At 65.2% G+C, this 15749-nt stretch carries 16 protein-coding genes; 7 read left to right on the top strand and 9 right to left on the bottom strand.

Annotated features, from left to right (window positions below):
* Positions 1 to 46: 46 nt before the first annotated feature.
* The 4 genes from sepH to QM588_RS08705 all read right to left on the bottom strand — a co-directional run bounded on the left by sepH (position 47) and on the right by QM588_RS08705 (position 4130).
* A complete protein-coding gene (gene sepH, locus QM588_RS08690; protein ID WP_283312642.1) occupies positions 47 to 946 on the bottom strand; it encodes a septation protein SepH in 900 nt (299 codons plus the stop codon).
* Between the two features lie 111 nt (positions 947 to 1057).
* Positions 1058 to 1729, bottom strand: a complete 672-nt coding sequence (locus tag QM588_RS08695; RefSeq protein ID WP_283312643.1) for a rhomboid-like protein — start codon at positions 1727 to 1729, stop codon at positions 1058 to 1060.
* A gap of 91 nt (positions 1730 to 1820) precedes the next feature.
* The gene (gene serC, locus QM588_RS08700; RefSeq protein WP_283312644.1) at positions 1821 to 2942 is read right to left on the bottom strand and encodes a phosphoserine transaminase; all 1122 of its coding nucleotides are present in this window, start codon (positions 2940 to 2942) and stop codon (positions 1821 to 1823) included.
* Positions 2943 to 3011: 69 nt separating this feature from the next.
* Positions 3012 to 4130, bottom strand: a complete 1119-nt coding sequence (locus QM588_RS08705; RefSeq protein WP_032371300.1) for a citrate synthase 2 — start codon at positions 4128 to 4130, stop codon at positions 3012 to 3014.
* A gap of 134 nt (positions 4131 to 4264) precedes the next feature.
* Here QM588_RS08705 and pdxH point away from each other — a divergent pair, with 134 nt between their 5' ends.
* From pdxH to QM588_RS08730, 5 genes are all read left to right on the top strand, one after another.
* Positions 4265 to 4882: a pyridoxamine 5'-phosphate oxidase gene (pdxH, locus tag QM588_RS08710; RefSeq protein WP_283312866.1), complete on the top strand. Its 618-nt coding sequence runs from the start codon at positions 4265 to 4267 to the stop codon at positions 4880 to 4882.
* A gap of 5 nt (positions 4883 to 4887) precedes the next feature.
* Positions 4888 to 6210: an MFS transporter gene (locus QM588_RS08715; RefSeq protein WP_283312869.1), complete on the top strand. Its 1323-nt coding sequence runs from the start codon at positions 4888 to 4890 to the stop codon at positions 6208 to 6210.
* Positions 6194 to 7123 carry an aldose 1-epimerase family protein gene (locus QM588_RS08720; protein ID WP_283312646.1) on the top strand — a complete coding sequence of 310 codons (930 nt, stop codon included), beginning with the start codon at positions 6194 to 6196 and terminating at the stop codon, positions 7121 to 7123. The genes QM588_RS08715 and QM588_RS08720 overlap by 17 nt, the downstream gene beginning before the upstream one ends.
* Complete coding sequence (locus QM588_RS08725; RefSeq protein WP_283312647.1) at positions 7120 to 8091, top strand: carbohydrate kinase family protein; 972 nt, start codon at positions 7120 to 7122, stop codon at positions 8089 to 8091. The genes QM588_RS08720 and QM588_RS08725 overlap by 4 nt, the downstream gene beginning before the upstream one ends.
* Positions 8092 to 8161: 70 nt before the next feature.
* Positions 8162 to 9460, top strand: a complete 1299-nt coding sequence (locus QM588_RS08730) for a citrate synthase (protein ID WP_027495925.1) — start codon at positions 8162 to 8164, stop codon at positions 9458 to 9460.
* Positions 9461 to 9663: 203 nt separating this feature from the next.
* On the opposite strand, the gene QM588_RS08735 is transcribed toward QM588_RS08730, so the two are convergent.
* The gene (locus QM588_RS08735; RefSeq protein WP_283312648.1) at positions 9664 to 10464 is read right to left on the bottom strand and encodes a carbon-nitrogen hydrolase family protein; all 801 of its coding nucleotides are present in this window, start codon (positions 10462 to 10464) and stop codon (positions 9664 to 9666) included.
* Positions 10465 to 10628: 164 nt separating this feature from the next.
* On the opposite strand from QM588_RS08735, the gene QM588_RS08740 reads away from it, so the two are divergent.
* Positions 10629 to 10988, top strand: coding sequence for an FKBP-type peptidyl-prolyl cis-trans isomerase (locus tag QM588_RS08740; protein WP_027495932.1), 360 nt, complete (start codon positions 10629 to 10631; stop codon positions 10986 to 10988).
* Positions 10989 to 10999: 11 nt separating this feature from the next.
* On the opposite strand, the gene QM588_RS08745 is transcribed toward QM588_RS08740, so the two are convergent.
* From QM588_RS08745 to QM588_RS08755, 3 genes are read right to left on the bottom strand one after another with little or no spacing between them, the layout of a single operon-like run.
* Complete coding sequence (locus QM588_RS08745; RefSeq protein WP_283312650.1) at positions 11000 to 12301, bottom strand: sensor histidine kinase; 1302 nt, start codon at positions 12299 to 12301, stop codon at positions 11000 to 11002.
* Entirely contained in the window at positions 12298 to 13026 is a 729-nt protein-coding gene (locus QM588_RS08750) for a response regulator transcription factor (protein ID WP_032365895.1), read from the bottom strand. The genes QM588_RS08745 and QM588_RS08750 overlap by 4 nt, the downstream gene beginning before the upstream one ends.
* Before the next feature lie 9 nt (positions 13027 to 13035).
* A complete protein-coding gene (locus QM588_RS08755) occupies positions 13036 to 13242 on the bottom strand; it encodes a hypothetical protein (protein WP_222083179.1) in 207 nt (68 codons plus the stop codon).
* Positions 13243 to 13392: 150 nt separating this feature from the next.
* On the opposite strand from QM588_RS08755, the gene QM588_RS08760 reads away from it, so the two are divergent.
* The gene (locus tag QM588_RS08760) at positions 13393 to 14721 is read left to right on the top strand and encodes a cryptochrome/photolyase family protein (RefSeq protein ID WP_283312651.1); all 1329 of its coding nucleotides are present in this window, start codon (positions 13393 to 13395) and stop codon (positions 14719 to 14721) included.
* A 4-nt stretch (positions 14722 to 14725) separates the two neighbouring features.
* On the opposite strand, the gene QM588_RS08765 is transcribed toward QM588_RS08760, so the two are convergent.
* The gene (locus QM588_RS08765) at positions 14726 to 15628 is read right to left on the bottom strand and encodes a DMT family transporter (protein WP_283312652.1); all 903 of its coding nucleotides are present in this window, start codon (positions 15626 to 15628) and stop codon (positions 14726 to 14728) included.
* Between the last annotated feature and the right edge of the window lie 121 nt (positions 15629 to 15749).

Here is a 15749-nt window from a genome sequence, read left to right on the forward strand (position 1 = left end):
GTGTCGGCACTCCGACATCGCGCGGCACATCGGTCACACGAAGAACTCAGTTGTGACCGCTGCTGCGCACACCGAGCAGGACGTCTTCCCACGATGGCATGGCCGGCTTGCCACGCTTGTCCTTGCCGCTGGTGTGACCGGCGGCAGGCTTGGGCGCGGGCCTGGGCTCCCTCGCCACCGGTTCGCGCGGCTGCTCGGGCTCGGGAGTCGGCGCATCGTCCACCTCGACCTCGATGGTCTCGGCGTCGATCTCGCTGTCGGCGGTGGTGCCGTAGTACTCGTCGAAACTCTGCTGCGAGGTCTCGTCGACGGAATCTTCGGCGGAGGTGAGAGCACGTACCGGGGCCAGGCCGCGGAGTTGACGTCCGAAGTCCGGGTCGATCAGTTCGCGTGCGGTGTCGTCGAGTGGTGCGATGGTGCCGCCGTGACCGTCGGGCAAGAACTGCCAGTGCGCTTTGTTGGTGGTGCGACCTGCCTGCCACTTCAGCTGGGCGACCCACTTGTTGTCCTCGTCGCGCCAGGCATCCCAGGCCGCGTCGTCGAGGTTGTGTCCGCGAGCGCGGAAGGCGAGGGTGACGATGTCGAGCAGGGTCTGCACAGCCGGGCCGTCGTGCCGCAGCGGATGTCCGGCCTGGGCCATCGACGCTGCCTGCGAACGCTCGAGTAGTACGGGGTGCGCGAACACCTCGACTCGGCTGATGGCCATTCCGGAATCTGCGGCGACCTGTTCGATGGTCGCGCCGCTGCGGATACGTGCCTGGATTTCCTTCGGCCGGAGCAAGCTGTCCATTTCGATCTCAATCTGTCCTAGTCGAGCGATGTCTCCGCGTGAGGCTGCGCGGAGTTTGTCGTCGGCTGGAAGCCGGAATCTGTCGCCGGTTTTGGGATCTGCGCACACGACGAACTTTCCGTCGGCCTCGAGACCCACCACACGTAAGTCTCGCACCTTGACCTCCTCATCGCGCCGGCTCGCGATACCGTCGAATTCGAGCCTAGTTCACCTACCGTATTCGGCGGGTGTCCGACACGCCTCGCGGCGGCGGCGTCGGTTTCTTCCTCAGAGAGTAGACAGCTGCGCGCTCGGTTGCACCCGATCGGCCGAAGCCGACCCGATCCGATTGTGCGACAACGGCATTGAATCTCGACGAAGAAAGAACACGCCGAGTCCGAGTCCGATGGTCAGCGCCAAGGCGTGGCCGGCAGCGGTGAACGAGGGATCCGTGATCGCGCCGACGGCGACAACGGCGATCCACAACGCGCCCCACACTGCGCGCCATGGCATCGTCAGGTATCGAATCAGCGACCCCGCCACCGCCGCCGCGGCATAACTGACCCCGACGTCGACGGCCACGGCCAGCGAGTCGGCAAACCAGTCGACGTGAATGCCGACGAAGAGCCCGACTGCCACCAGTGCCGTCGCGCCGATGTGCCCGGCACAGAACGTGAGTAGAAACCGGCGCCATCCCGAGACCCATTCGGCGACGGCGAACAGGATCGCGACCGAGGCGAGCCACCACCAATCGGGCCGGCCTTCGGTGAGGAAGGCACTGGTGACGAGCGTGGCGAGATGACCGTCGGTGAGATTGTGCAGGTTGGTGCTCGCGGCGTGCAGCACATGCCAACGATCGTGCGGCCCGATCTGCCCGAGAGTGACGGTTCCTGCGGCGGTGAGCAGGCAGTACACGAGCGTCACCCGCAGTCGTAGAACAACGGAGAGGAGCCTGGACATACGAACGCTCCCTCCGAAGTCGTTACGCTTGCGTAATTGATAGCAAGTGTAGGCCTCGGAGGGAGCGCTGTAGCTGTGAGTTGGCTGCCGACTAGCTCAGCGTGGACACGACCCAGTCGATGCTCTTGGTCAGTGCGGTGATGTCGTCCGGCTCGATGGCGGGGAACATACCGACACGCAGCTGGTTGCGGCCGAGCTTGCGGTACGGCTCGGTGTCGACGACGCCGTTGGCGCGCAGGATCTTGGCGACCTGGGCCGCGTCGACCTTCTCGTCGAAGTCGATCGTGCCGACGACCTGGCTGCGGTGATCCGGGTTGGTCACGAACGGCGTTGCGAATTCACTCTTCTCGGCCCAGTCGTACAGGCGTGAGGACGAGTCCGCGGTCCGCTTCGTGGCCCAATCCAGGCCGCCGTTGCCGTTGAGCCATTCGATCTGGTCTGCGAAGAGCAGAAGCGTTGCCACGGCCGGGGTGTTGTACGTCTGGTCCTTGCTGCTGTTGTCGACGGCGATCGGCAACGACAGGAAGTCCGGAACCCAACGGCCACTGGAGGCGATCTCGTCGACGCGGGCGAGCGCGGCCGGGCTCATCAGCGCGACCCACAGTCCACCGTCGGCGGCGAAGCACTTCTGCGGAGCGAAGTAGTAGACGTCGGAATCGGCGACGTTCACCGGCAGACCGCCGGCACCGGAGGTGGCGTCGATTGCGACGAGGGCGTTCTCCGAGCCGGCCGGACGGCTGACCGGGATGGCCACGCCTGTGGACGTCTCGTTGTGGGCCCAACCGATGAGGTCGACGGACGGGTCGGAGGTGGGCTCGGGTGCACTGCCCGGCTCGGCCTTGACGACGATCGGATCGCCGATGAAGGGGTTGTTCTTGGCCACCGAGGCGAACTTCGAGCTGAACTCGCCGTTGGTCAGATGCAGCGACTTCTCCCGGATGAGGCCGAACGCAGCGGCATCCCAGAACGCGGTGGTACCACCGTTGCCGAGCACGACCTCGTAGCCCTCGGGCAACGAGAACAGGTCTTTCAGGCCACTGCGCACGCGTCCGACGACGTCCTTGACGGGCTTCTGGCGGTGGCTGGTTCCGAACACGGACGCACCGACGTCGACCAGGGACTGCAGCTGCTCGGGGCGAACCTTGGACGGGCCGCAACCGAAGCGTCCGTCGGCGGGAAGAAGATCGGCGGGAATGATCGGCAAATCGGCCATGGAGTAGCGCGTCCTAGCGTCGATGGAATATGGCACCCACAGGGTAGTCGGCCAGTGCCATGGCTTCGACTACCGGATCAGCTCCCAGCCGTCGACGGAGTCGGGGGTGCGGGGTTCGGGGCCGGTGTAGAGGGCGGCGGGGCGCACCAACTTGCCCAGGCGCTTCTGCTCGAGAATGTGAGCGCACCAGCCTGCGGTGCGTCCGCAGGTGAACATCGCGGGCATCATGTGCGCGGGCACCTCGGCGAAGTCGAGGATCACGGCGGCCCAGAACTCGACGTTGGTCTCGATGGCACGATCGGGGCGGCGTTCGCGCAGTTCCGTCAACGCGGCCTGTTCGAGCGCGGCAGCAACCTCGTAGCGCGGAGCGTTCAGTCTCTTGGCGGTGGCGCGCAGAACACGAGCGCGAGGGTCCTCGGCGCGGTAGACGCGGTGCCCGAAGCCCATGAGCTTCTCTTTGCGGTCCAGGATCCCGGTGATCAGCGCGCGGGCGTCGCCGGTCTTCTCGACCTCTTCGATCATGGGCAGCACGCGGGCCGGCGCGCCGCCGTGCAGCGGACCGGACATCGCGCCGATGGCACCGGAGAGACATGCTGCGACGTCGGCCCCGGTCGAGGCGATGACGCGGGCGGTGAACGTCGATGCGTTCATGCCGTGTTCGGCGGCCGACACCCAGTAGGCGTCGATGGCGGCGACGTGGGCGGGGTCGGGCTCGCCCTTCCAGCGGACCATGAATCGCTCGGTCACGGTGGCCGCCTGATCGATGCGGCTCTGGGGCACTGCGGGCTGGTAGATCCCGCGAGCGGACTGCGCGACGTACGACAGCGCCATCACCGAGGCGCGGGCCAGGTTGTCGCGGGCGGTGCTGTCGTCGATGTCGAGTACCGGCTGATACCCCCAGATGGGAGCGAGCATCGCCAGGCCTGCCTGGACGTCGACGCGGACGTCGCCGGTGTGGATGGGCAGGGGGAACGGTTCGGCCGGCGGGAGACCACGGCCGAATTCGCCGTCGACCAACAGTGCCCACACATCACCGAAGGTGACGCCCTGTGCAACCAGTTCCTCGATGTCGACTCCGCGGTAACGCAGTGCGCCGCCGTCCTTGTCGGGTTCGGCGATGTCGGAGGTGAAGGCGACCACACCTTCGAGACCGGGAACGAAATCTTCGGGAACGTGTTGAACAGCCATGGTCTGTGGACTCCCTCGTCGCGACTGCGCCCGGCTCTGCGCCACATCCGGGCGTGCTTGCGGAAACCATAGCGAGCTTTTACGCGGGAGTAGCGTCTGGGTTCGTGTCTGCAGACGAACAGCGCCTGGCCACCATGCGAGTGGACTACGGCGAGCCCAAGGATCTCGACGTCGACGCCCTGAACGACGGCTGGTTGCCACTGGCCCGACAGTGGCTCTCGGACGCCGTTGCGGCGAATCTGCCCGAGCCCAACGCGATCGTGCTCGGCACGGTCGACGCTGCCGGTAGACCCGCGACCCGCACCGTCCTGTGCAAGGACCTCGATGCGGAGGGCGTGGTGTTCTACACCAACTACGACTCGGACAAGGGCCGCGCATTGGCGTCGACGCCGTACGCGTCCATCACCTTTCCGTGGATCGGCATCGCCCGTCAGCTCACCGTCCGCGGACCGGTCACCAGAGTCGATCGAGACACCACCGAGGCGTACTGGCGGACGCGACCGCGCGGCTCACAGCTGGGCGCATGGGCGTCCGAGCAATCGCGAACCGTCGTGTCTCGCGACGCTCTCGCCGCGCAACTGGCCGAGGTCACCGCGACGTTCGACGGGCGCGAGGTGCCGGTACCGCCGAATTGGGGCGGCGTCCGCGTCGAACCGGAGATCGTCGAATTCTGGCAGGGTCGAACGAGCCGGATGCACAACAGAATTCGAGTGATGCCGGCGAGCGGTGTGATCGAGCGACTGCAACCGTGAGCGGGCTGCGCGGCATCCTGGCCGACACGACCCCGCTGAAGACTCCCGCATATCGCCGCCTGTGGTTGGCGAACATCGTCACCGTCATCGGCGCGCAGTTGTCGATCGTTGCTGTGCCGCAACAGGTCTATCAGATCACCCTGAGCTCGGCCTACGTCGGCTTGACGGGCGTGTTCGCTCTGGTGCCCCTCATCGTGTTCGGGCTGTGGGGTGGGGCGCTCGCCGACGTGATGGACCGCCGAACTTTGTTGATGATCACCACCTTCGGCCTGATCGGAACATCGGCACTGTTCTGGTTGCAGGCGTTCCTGCAACTGAACAACGTGTGGATCGTGTTGGTGCTGTTGGCAATTCAGCAGGCCTTCTTCGCCGTCAATCAGCCGACCCGCAGTGCGGTGCTGCCGCGAATCCTGCCGGCTGCGCAGTTGCCCGCCGCGAACTCACTGAACATGACGGTGATGAACTTCGGTGCCATCGCCGGCCCGCTCAGTGCCGGCATCCTCATCTACTACATCGGACTGGAGACGCTCTACCTGATCGACACCATCGCACTGTTCGCCACGCTGTGGGCGGTGATCAGGCTGCCGGGCATTCCGCCGGCCAAGTCCGGTCAACGCGCCGGATTACGTTCGGTGTTCGAGGGTTTCGCGTATCTCGCGACCCAGAAGGTGCTGCTGGCGTCGTTCGTCGTCGACATCATCGCCATGGTGTTCGGGATGCCTCGGGCGCTGTTCCCGCAGATCGCCCACGACAGTTTCGGGGACCCGGCCTCGGGTGGGCCGGTGCTCGGCATGCTGTTCGCGGCGATGTCCGCGGGAGCGGTGCTCGGTGGAGTGTTCTCCGGTTGGCTACCGCGCGTGCAGCGTCAAGGCCTGGCGGTGTTGATCTGCATCGTCGTCTGGGGCGTGGCGATGATCGGATTCGGGCTCGCCGTCGGTGCGGCGACCGACGGAGCGACGACCGTTGCCCTGTGGTTCGCACTGGCGTTTCTGGCGCTCGGTGGTGGTGCCGACATGATCTCGGCGGCGTTCCGCAGCACGATGCTGCAGACGGTGGCGACCGATGAGATGCGCGGCCGACTGCAAGGTGTCTTCATCGTCGTCGTCGCGGGAGGCCCGCGGATCGGCGATGTTCTGCACGGCGCGGCAGCGGCCTCGGTGGGGACGGCCGCGGCCGCCGCCGGAGGTGGTGTGCTGGTCGTCATCGGTGTCTCGATCGCGGCTCTCGCGCTACCGGCGTTCATTCGCTACCGAGTCGGCGCAATCGTCGGTAGCAAGACGGTGGACGACACCGTCGTGGACAATGGCTCGCATGGCTCCCACAGCTGAGGCGCAGACGTATTCGGTGACGAGCGGCAAGTATCGCGCCGACGTCGCTGCTGTCGGAGCGGGCCTGCGGGTCCTCGAGTACGACGGCTCACCGCTCACCGAAACGTGGGAGGCAGGCACCAAGCCGCCGCTCTCGGCCGGACTGGTGTTGGCCCCGTGGCCGAATCGGACGGCCGACGGAACGTTCACGTTCGAGGGCGTCGAACATCGGTTGGAGATCACCGAACCGGCCCGCAACAACGCGAGCCACGGGTTCGTCCGACGGGTGGAGTGGACTCTCGGCGAGCACACCGAGTCTCGCGTCGAGCAGAGTGTGGACATCGGTACGCACGAGGGCTGGCCGTTCTCTTTGCGATTGACCGTGTCACACGAGCTGTCCGACGACGGTCTGACGGTGACCGCGTCGGCGACGAACACGGGCGAATCGGCTGCGCCGTACGGAATGGGATTCCATACGTACGTGCGGGTGGGGGACGTACCCCTCGACGAATGCACGCTCGAACTCTCCGCGGGTACGCGGCTGCCGCTCGATCCGGTACGCAATCTGCCCGTGGGGCTTTCGGTGCCGACGGCCGATACCGAGTACGACTTTCGGCAGCCTCGGAACCTCGAGGGCGTGCAGCTCGACACTCCGTTCAGTGCCTCGGTGCCCGACGGCGACGGCCGTGCGAAGCACACACTGCGTGGCCCCGACGGCACTGCGACGGTGCTGTGGACCGACAGCAGCTTCGGTTGGGTGCAGGTGTTCACCGCCGATCCCGCCAACGACCAGGCGTACCCGGACCGGGGACGTGCGTTGGCGATCGAACCGATGACGTGTCCGCCCGACGCCTTGAATTCTTCGATGGATCTGATCGTGCTCGACCCGGGGCAAACCTGGTCCGGCAGCTGGGGAATGGAGTACGAGAAGTGACGATTCTGGTGTGCGGCGAAGCATTGGTGGATCTGGTGCCGGTGCACGAGGGGCCGCTGCTCTCACCGAAACTCGGCGGCGGGCCGTTCAACGTCGCTATCTCGATCGGTCGGTTGGGGTCGCCGGTTGCGTATCTCTCCCGCATCTCCCGTGACTCGTTCGGGGAGCAGATCCTGGCGAGTCTGCGCGATGCAGGTGTCGACATCTCGTGGGTGCAGCGTGGTGACGAGCCGACGACGTTGGCGATGACGACTCTCGCAGAAGACGGCAGCGCCGAGTACTCGTTCTACGCCGACGGCACGGCCGATCGACTCGTCGCCGACCCCGGTGATCTGCCCGACGAGATCAGTGTCCTGTCCTTCGGCACGTTGTCGCTGCTGTACGAGCCCGGCGCGTCGGTGTACGCCGAACTGCTGCATCGAGCTCGGGCCGCGGGCAAGCTGACGATGCTCGACCCCAACATCCGCCCGGCCGCCATCGACAGCACCAGCGGCGACATCACCGCCGACGGGTTCCGCGATCGTTTTCGCTCGTGGTTGCCGAGCATCGACATTCTCAAGGTGTCCGAGGACGACTCGCACTGGCTGGGACAGGGGACTCAGGGCACCACCGTCGACGACTGGCTCGCGGCCGGGGTGACTGCGGTGGTGATGACCCGCGGCGGGGACGGTATCTCGGTGTTCACCGCGTCCGGGAAGACGAAGGCCACGGGCGTGACAGCAGCCGAGGAGGTGTCGGTACCGGGCGTCGCCGTCGACGTGGTCGACACGATCGGCGCTGGTGACACCGTGCACGGCGCACTGTTGAGCTACCTGGAAAAAGAGACCATCATCACATCGAAAGCGGTACAGGAGATGACCGGGGAGGATTGGCGGCAAGCTCTTTCGTTCGCTGCCAAGGCAGCCGCGATCACGGTTTCACGACCCGGTGCCGACCCTCCCTGGGCGTCCGAGGCACCGAGAGACTAGTTTCACTAGCGACGTAAGAACTGTCCGTTTTAAGTACGTGTCCGTTACACGAGTTCGAGAGGGACCATTCGTGCCCGCTGAGAATGATGCCAAAGCCACCCTCACCTACCCCGGTGGCGAATATTCCATGTCGATTGCCGAGGCCAGTGAAGGCAACAACGGTATCGAGCTGGGAAAGCTGCTGGCGACCACCGGCTACACGACGCTGGACGGCGGGTTCGTCAACACCGCGTCCACCAAGTCGGCCATCACGTACATCGACGGTGACGCGGGGATCCTGCGCTACCGCGGTTACCCGATCGAACAGCTTGCGGGCAAGTCGTCGTTCATCGAGGTCAGCTACCTGTTGATCTACGGGGAGCTGCCGTCCGAGGACGAGCTCGAGACGTTCACCGACCGCATCCGTCGCCACACGTTGCTGCACGAGGACCTCAAGCGTTTCTTCGACGGCTTCCCGCGCAACGCCCACCCGATGCCGGTGCTGTCGAGCGCGGTCAACGCACTGTCGGCGTACTACCAGGATTCGCTCGAGCCGAACGATCCCGAGCAGGTCGAGCTCTCCACGATCCGTCTGCTGGCCAAGCTGCCCACCATCGCGGCGTACGCCTACAAGAAGTCGGTCGGTCAGCCGTTCCTGTACCCGGACAACTCGAAGAGCCTGGTCGAGAACTTCCTGCGCATGACGTTCGGCTTTCCCGCCGAGCCGTACGAGGTCGATCCCGAGATCGTCAAAGCACTCGACATGCTGCTCATCCTGCACGCCGACCACGAGCAGAACTGCTCCACGTCGACGGTCCGCCTCGTCGGATCCTCGCAGGCCAACCTCTTCACCTCTATCTCCGGCGGCATCAACGCGCTGTGGGGCCCGCTGCACGGCGGTGCCAACCAGGCCGTGCTCGAGATGCTCGACAAGATCAAGGCCGAGGGCGGCGACGCCACGGACTTCCTGCGTCGGGTGAAGAACAAGGAAGACGGCGTCAAGCTCATGGGCTTCGGACACCGGGTGTACAAGAACTTCGATCCGCGCGCGACGCTGGTCAAGGAAACCGCACACACGATCCTGGGCAAGCTGGGCAACGGCGACGAGCTGCTCGAGATCGCACTCAAGCTCGAAGAGACCGCGCTGACCGACGACTACTTCGTCGAGCGCAAGCTGTACCCCAACGTGGACTTCTACACCGGCCTGATCTACCGCGCGATGGGCTTCCCGCCGCGCATGTTCACGGTCTTGTTCGCGATGGGCCGTCTCCCGGGCTGGATCGCGCACTGGCGCGAGCAGAACGAGGACACCACCGGCAAGATCGGCCGCCCGCGCCAGATCTACACCGGCTACACCGAGCGCGACTACCAGGACGTCAGCTCCCGCTAGCTGTTGCACAACAACGCCGCCGCGCCCACCAGGGTTCGGCGGCGTTGTCGTTTACGTCGAGTTCGCACTTACGCGGGCGATATGGCCATTCTTGGCTGCATAACTGCGATCTCGCTGCGTGACGGGTGCGTTCGCGCGCCGAGTTCGAGGTTAGGGACGGATTTGGGCCAGAATTCGTCCATAACTTCGAGTTCGCGGCACCGTCAGGCGTCGAAGTGCTTGCGGTTCTTCAGTACTGGCAGGTTCTTGCGCACGGCGTCGACCAACTCGGTATGGATGTCGATCGTCAGCATCCCGGGTGTCGCGTCGAGTTGGCCTAGGATCTCGCCGGTGGGGGAGCAGACGATACTGTGGCCGAGGCCCAACGGGGCATTGCCTTCGGCGGCACCGGGTTCGGCCTGATCGCAGGCCGCGATGAACGTGGTCGAGTCCAGGGCACGTGCGCGGGCGAGCAGGGTCCACTGCTCCACTTTGCCGTCACCCGATCCCCAGGACGCGGGTACCACGACGAGTTCGGCACCGAGATCGCCGAGTTTCTGGAACAGGGCAGGGAAGCGAATGTCGTAGCAGGTCGCGAAGCCCACCCGAACTCCGGCGATATCCGCCACAAGTGGGTCCGAACCCGGTGCGACGGTGTCGGATTCGGCAAATCCGAACGCGTCGAACAGGTGGATTTTGTCGTAGCTCGCCTCGATACCCGGGCCGGTGACGAGCAGTGTGTTGGTCACTCTGTCGTCGGGCGCGGGAGTGAACATGCCGGCGACGACGGTGATGCCGGCATCGGACGCGATTCGACGAACGGTCTGTGCCCATTCGCCGTCGAGTGGCTCCGCGAACTTCCGGATGGGTCCGCCGAAGCAGCGCATCATCGCCTCCGGGAACACGACGAGGTCCGAGCCCGCGTGTGCCGCGGCGCGGGTGTGGGTCTCGATCAGGTTCAGGTTTGCGCTCGGGTTTTCGCCACTGGTGATCTGGGCGAGGCTGACGCGGATCGTCTCACTCATGGCTCCATCGTATGCCCTCGCCCTGTGGCGCTGTGACCAGCAGGAACGGCGACTGTTCGGGTGCCAGCCTTCGGTTGCACCCGTCTACGACGTAGAGTCGAACTGCTATATGCCCACAGCAAGACAGTCGGCGTCCGGGGCCGGCACAACCGCAGGAGACTTCAGTGACGAAGCCAGTGATCGAATTTCAAGCCGGACCGGCACCGTTGGATCTGGTGACGGTCGACCTCGTCGAAGGTGACGGCGCAGAGGCAGTACCGGGCGGAAATGTGGAGGTGCACTACGTCGGCGTCGAGTTCGACACCGGCGAAGAATTCGACTCCTCGTGGAACCGCGGCGAGTCCATTCAGTTCCCGCTCCGAGGCCTCATTCAGGGCTGGCAGGACGGTATCCCCGGGATGAAGGTCGGCGGACGCCGCCAGCTCACCATCCCGCCGGAGCTCGCCTACGGCCCCGCCGGTGCAGGTCACCGCCTGTCCGGCAAGACTCTCGTTTTCGTCATCGATCTGCTCGACGTCAAGTAGCAGATCTCTCGTCAGCGGTCCTGTAACTCGAGCACCAATCGGGCACCCCCGAGGGGGCTGTCTGCCAAATATGCACGGCCACCGTGCAATTCGGCTTGCTGTGCCACCAGTGCGAGACCGAGGCCGGAGCCGCCTTTCGCGGCTCCGGCTCCGCGCTCGAACCGTCCGAACACCGATTCGCGTTCGTCCATGGGAACGCCGGATCCGTTGTCGTCGATCAGAATTCGGACGAGCGCGTCCGCGCGTTCGACGCGAATGACGACGGTGCTTGCCCCGCCGTGTCGGACGGCGTTGCCGATCGCGTTGTCCACCGCGAGTCGGACTCCGGTGGGTAGCGCGCGAATCGTGATCTCGCACTCCGGTTCCGACTCGACGCGAACGTCCAGGCCCGGGTGCTGACGCTGCGCATCCTGTGCGGCGACGTCGCAGATGTCGATGATGTCGGTCTCGACCCGGTCGCCCTCGCTGGACAGCTCGCCCGATGCCAGTCGTTCGAGCGCCGTCAAGGTCGTCTCGACGCGTCCCTGGGTGCGTTCGAGGTCGGTCAGAATCTCCTGTTGTTGCGCGCGCTCGAGGTCGAGGGTGCGTAGTACTTCTATGTCGGTGCGCATCGCGGTCAACGGCGTCCGCAGTTCGTGGGCAGACACTGCCGCGAAATCGCGCGCAGTGTCCAGGGCGGCGTTGGTGCGTTCCTGTGCCTCGTTCAGCCGGGTGAGCATGCCGCCGATCGCCACAGCGAGCTCGTCTGCCTCGGTGACTCCGGTTCGGGTCTGCGGCGCCGACGGAGGTTGAGCGCTGACCTGCCGCGTCAGCGTCACCAGCGGTCTGACGGCACGTCCCCCGAACAACCAACCCAAGCCCGTCGACACGGCAACCGCCGCCAATCCCAGCAGGATCACTTGCTTCTGTTGCTCGTCGGTCACCTGCTGCGCCTCGATGGCCGGGACACCGATGGAGATCGACACGGACGAGACCACGGTCGAGGTCGCGGTGTAGACCCGAAACCGCTGACCGTCCACATCCACTGTCTGAGAACCGGTGTCGAGGGCGGGCAACCGCGTCGGTGTCGAGGCGACGACGATGTCCCCGCTGCGAATGGTGACAGCGAACGCTCCGGACAACTGATCGATGAAGGCTTCCAACGTCGACGAGTTCGGGACCAGCACCTGTGACGCCGTCGTCAGACGCTCGTCGAGCTGATTGACGTTGTTGCGCGAAATGGCCACCGAGGTCACCACGGCCAGGGCCGCCACGACGAGGGTGGCACCGAGAGCCGTCGCCGCCGCGACCCGGGCGCGGAGCGAGAAGCTCATACCGACTCCCGCACGACGAAGCCCACACCGCGGACGGTGTGCAGGATGCGCGGCGAGCCGTCGCTCTCGAGTTTGCGGCGCAGATAGCCGACGAACACGTCGACGACGTTGGTGTCGGCGACGAAGTCGTATCCCCAGACCAATTCGAGGAGTCGCTCGCGCGTCAGTACGACGCCCTTGTTGCGAGCAAGAATGGCCAGCAACTCGAACTCACGCTTGGTGAGATCGATGTCGGCACCGCCGCGGTGCACTCGGTACCCCGCGATGTCGACGACCAAAGTGCCCACGGCGACAGCCGAATTGGGGATGCCAGGATCGGCTGCGGGAATGACCGGACTGGTGCCGCGCCGTCGAAGCATGGCCCTGATGCGGGCAACCAGCTCGGCGAGCACGAACGGTTTGGTGAGGTAGTCGTCGGCACCGGATTCGAGACCGGCGATGCGATCGTCCACGGAGCTGCGGGCACTGAGAACACAGATCGGAATGTCGTTCCCCATGGCGCGCAACGCAGTCACGACGCTTGCGCCGTCGAGCACCGGCATGTTGATGTCCAGCACGATCGCGTCGGGCGAGGTACGCGACACCACGCCGAGCGCCTCGGCACCGTCCGACGCCGTGATGACAGTGAAGCCGGACAGACGCAGGCCGCGCTGCAGCGACGACAACACATCGGTGTCATCGTCGACGACGAGGACGGTGGCGGGGGTGCTCGGCGATTCGGTCACCTCCCAATGCTAGGCAACCCAGCTGTCGACGGTGGTACGCCGCTCCTCGGGCGTCTTGGCGAAGAATTCTTCGAGGGCCGTGCGGCGATCGGTATCGGCGTCGAGCGTCCAGGCGAGAGCAGGCGCTTTGGCGTAGAGCTGCTCGTAGTACTTCTCGAACGTGCAGGTGCTCTCGACGAGGGAGAGGGCACCGGGGAAGGGGCGGATGTTCGTCATGATGTTCTCTCCTCTGCTCGCGGCTGATCGGCGTATTTCCCAAGGTAGGGGCCGATGTTGCGGCGGCGGTGAGCCTGGATTGGCGATTCTCTGAGAATCCCCGAACGGTGATGGGGGTTGCTCGGAGCCGGGGTGGGTAAGACTGTCGGCATGTCGCTCGTTTGGTTTCGCCGTGATCTCCGAGTGGGGGATCTGCCCACACTCACCGCCGCCGCCGAGTCCGGGGATCCGGTACTGGGGCTGTTCGTACTGGACGACCGTTTGCTGAAGCCCTCGGGCGGTCCGCGCAAGGACTTCCTGTTCCGGTCGCTCGAGGCACTGAACGAGCAGCTCGACGGCAGACTGATGGTGGTGCACGGCGACCCCGAGACGGTGGTGCCGAAGGTGGCGAAGGCGATCGACGCCGACGAGGTCCACATCAGCGCCGATTACGGTCCGTACGGCCGGGAGCGGGACCAGCGCGTCGGCGAGAAGGTGACGCTGGTCGAGACCGGTTCGCCGTATGCCGTTGCGCCCGGACGAATCACCAAGGACGACGGTGAGCCGTACAAGGTGTTCACGCCGTACTCACGGCAGTGGATGGAACACGGTTGGCGCGGACCGGCCGATACGTCTGCGAAAACCGTGAAGTGGATCGACCCCGACGACGTGAAAGGCGTGAAACGGGCAAAGATTCCGAGCGAGACGGAAACCTCCGACGCCGATGCAGGGGAGAAGGCCGCACTGGCGCAGTGGAAGGATTTTCTCGACGACGTCTCGAAGTACGACGACGAACGCAACCGCCCAGACCTGGATTCGACGAGCCGGATGTCGGTGCATCTGAAGTACGGCACCATTCATCCGCGAACCATGCTGGCCGACCTGGGCAAGCTCCGCAACGAGGGTGCCGCTGCGTATCGGAGGCAGATCTGCTGGCGAGACTTCTACGCCGACATCCTGTTTCAGCGCCCCGACAGTGCGCGGGAGAACTACGTCAAGAAGTTCGACAAGATCGAACTGGACTCGGGCAAGCACGCCGACGAGCTGTTCGAGGCCTGGTGCAAGGGCGAAACCGGTTTCCCGATCGTCGATGCCGGTATGCGGCAATTGAACTCGGAGAAGTGGATGCACAACCGGGTGCGGATGATCGTCGCGTCGTTCCTCGTCAAAGACCTGCACCTGCCGTGGTGGCGAGGTGCCCGCTATTTCATGCAGCATCTCGTCGACGGCGATCTGGCCAACAACCAACACGGTTGGCAGTGGACAGCCGGCACCGGTACGGACGCCTCGCCGTACTTTCGGGTGTTCAATCCGATCACCCAAGGTGAGAAATTCGATCCGACGGGCGATTACGTACGGCGCTGGGTGCCGGAGCTCCGCGGCGAGGAGGGAAAAGCCGTGCACACGTTGAAGTTCGGCCGACCCAAGGAGTACGTGGATGCGATCGTCGACCACAAGCACGAGCGTGAGGTTGCTATCGCTCGGTTCAAGGCCCTGTAAGACCTCAACGCTTGCGGGACAATCCGACTCCGACGAGGCAGATGACACCGCCGACGACGGCGAGAATGTGCGGTATCTCGCCCAGCAACAACCAGGCCAGAGTGATGGTGATCGGCGGAACCGCATACGTGGTGATGCCGAGCTTGCCTGCGTTCATGCGCGTCAACGCATAGGCCCAGGTGCTGAACGCCAGTGCAGTGGGAACCAGGCCGAGATAGACCAATCCGCCGGTGGCTCCGGCCGAGGCGGTCGACAGGTCGTCGAGCAGAGCAGGCGCGAAAGGAAGCGTGCAGACCGCCCCGATGGTGCAGGCCATCCAGGTGACCTGCAAGCCGGGGATCGTGCGCAGTACCGGCTTCTGGCTGAGCACTCCGATGGCATAGGTCACTGCGGATACCAGACACAGTGCGATGCCGAGGAAGTCGGCGTCCGTCCTGGTGGTCGAGGTGGTGGTGACGGCGGTGACGACGCCGACCATGACGGCACCGGCGAACGCGATACCGGCACCGATCACCAACCACTTCGGAAAGCCCTCGCCCAGAAGCAGACCGGCGAACAGGGCCACCAGGATAGGGCCGATCTGAATGATCATCGACGTCGTTCCGGCGTCGACACGTTGCTCGGCGGCATTGAGGGCGACGTTGTAGACGCCGAACCAGAAAACGCCGACGCTGGCGATCTGTAACCACTGCGTGCGGTTCGGCTTGACCCACTGTCTCCTGATCAACACGATCACACCGAGTGCACACGATCCGATGAGCAGCCGGCCCAGAGCGAGTGGGCCGGCACCGAACGATTCACCGACGCCGCGGATGGCGACGAAGGCCGAGGCCCAGGAGATCACCGTGACGGTGACCGCACCGAGGGCGAGCCAGTCGACGGCGGGGCGGGTGTCGAGATCTGTCATGCCGAGGACGCTATCGTGCGGGGGTGCCCCATGGCGCGCGGGTTTCGGCCATGGTTGCGCGAATTTGCGTCGGAGCGTCCTCACCCGTCGTGCGCGTTTTGCGTACCTCGACATACGCAAA

This window comes from Rhodococcus sp. IEGM 1354 (genome assembly GCF_030056855.1).
Taxonomy (GTDB): Bacteria; Actinomycetota; Actinomycetes; order Mycobacteriales; family Mycobacteriaceae; genus Rhodococcoides.

Excerpts from the sequence above, each read along its gene's own strand:
- QM588_RS08735 (WP_283312648.1), bottom strand. The coding sequence starts at position 10,464 with ATGAGTGAGACGATCCGCGTCAGCCTCGCCCAGATCACCAGTGGCGAA.
- QM588_RS08755 (WP_222083179.1), bottom strand. The coding sequence starts at position 13,242 with ATGACGAACATCCGCCCCTTCCCCGGTGCCCTCTCCCTCGTCGAGAGC.
- QM588_RS08760 (WP_283312651.1), top strand. The coding sequence starts at position 13,393 with ATGTCGCTCGTTTGGTTTCGCCGTGATCTCCGAGTGGGGGATCTGCCC.
- QM588_RS08705 (WP_032371300.1), bottom strand. The coding sequence starts at position 4,130 with ATGGCTGTTCAACACGTTCCCGAAGATTTCGTTCCCGGTCTCGAAGGT.
- QM588_RS08720 (WP_283312646.1), top strand. The coding sequence starts at position 6,194 with ATGGCTCCCACAGCTGAGGCGCAGACGTATTCGGTGACGAGCGGCAAG.
- QM588_RS08695 (WP_283312643.1), bottom strand. The coding sequence starts at position 1,729 with ATGTCCAGGCTCCTCTCCGTTGTTCTACGACTGCGGGTGACGCTCGTG.
- QM588_RS08745 (WP_283312650.1), bottom strand. The coding sequence starts at position 12,301 with ATGAGCTTCTCGCTCCGCGCCCGGGTCGCGGCGGCGACGGCTCTCGGT.
- serC (WP_283312644.1), bottom strand. The coding sequence starts at position 2,942 with ATGGCCGATTTGCCGATCATTCCCGCCGATCTTCTTCCCGCCGACGGA.
- QM588_RS08765 (WP_283312652.1), bottom strand. The coding sequence starts at position 15,628 with ATGACAGATCTCGACACCCGCCCCGCCGTCGACTGGCTCGCCCTCGGT.
- pdxH (WP_283312866.1), top strand. The coding sequence starts at position 4,265 with ATGCGAGTGGACTACGGCGAGCCCAAGGATCTCGACGTCGACGCCCTG.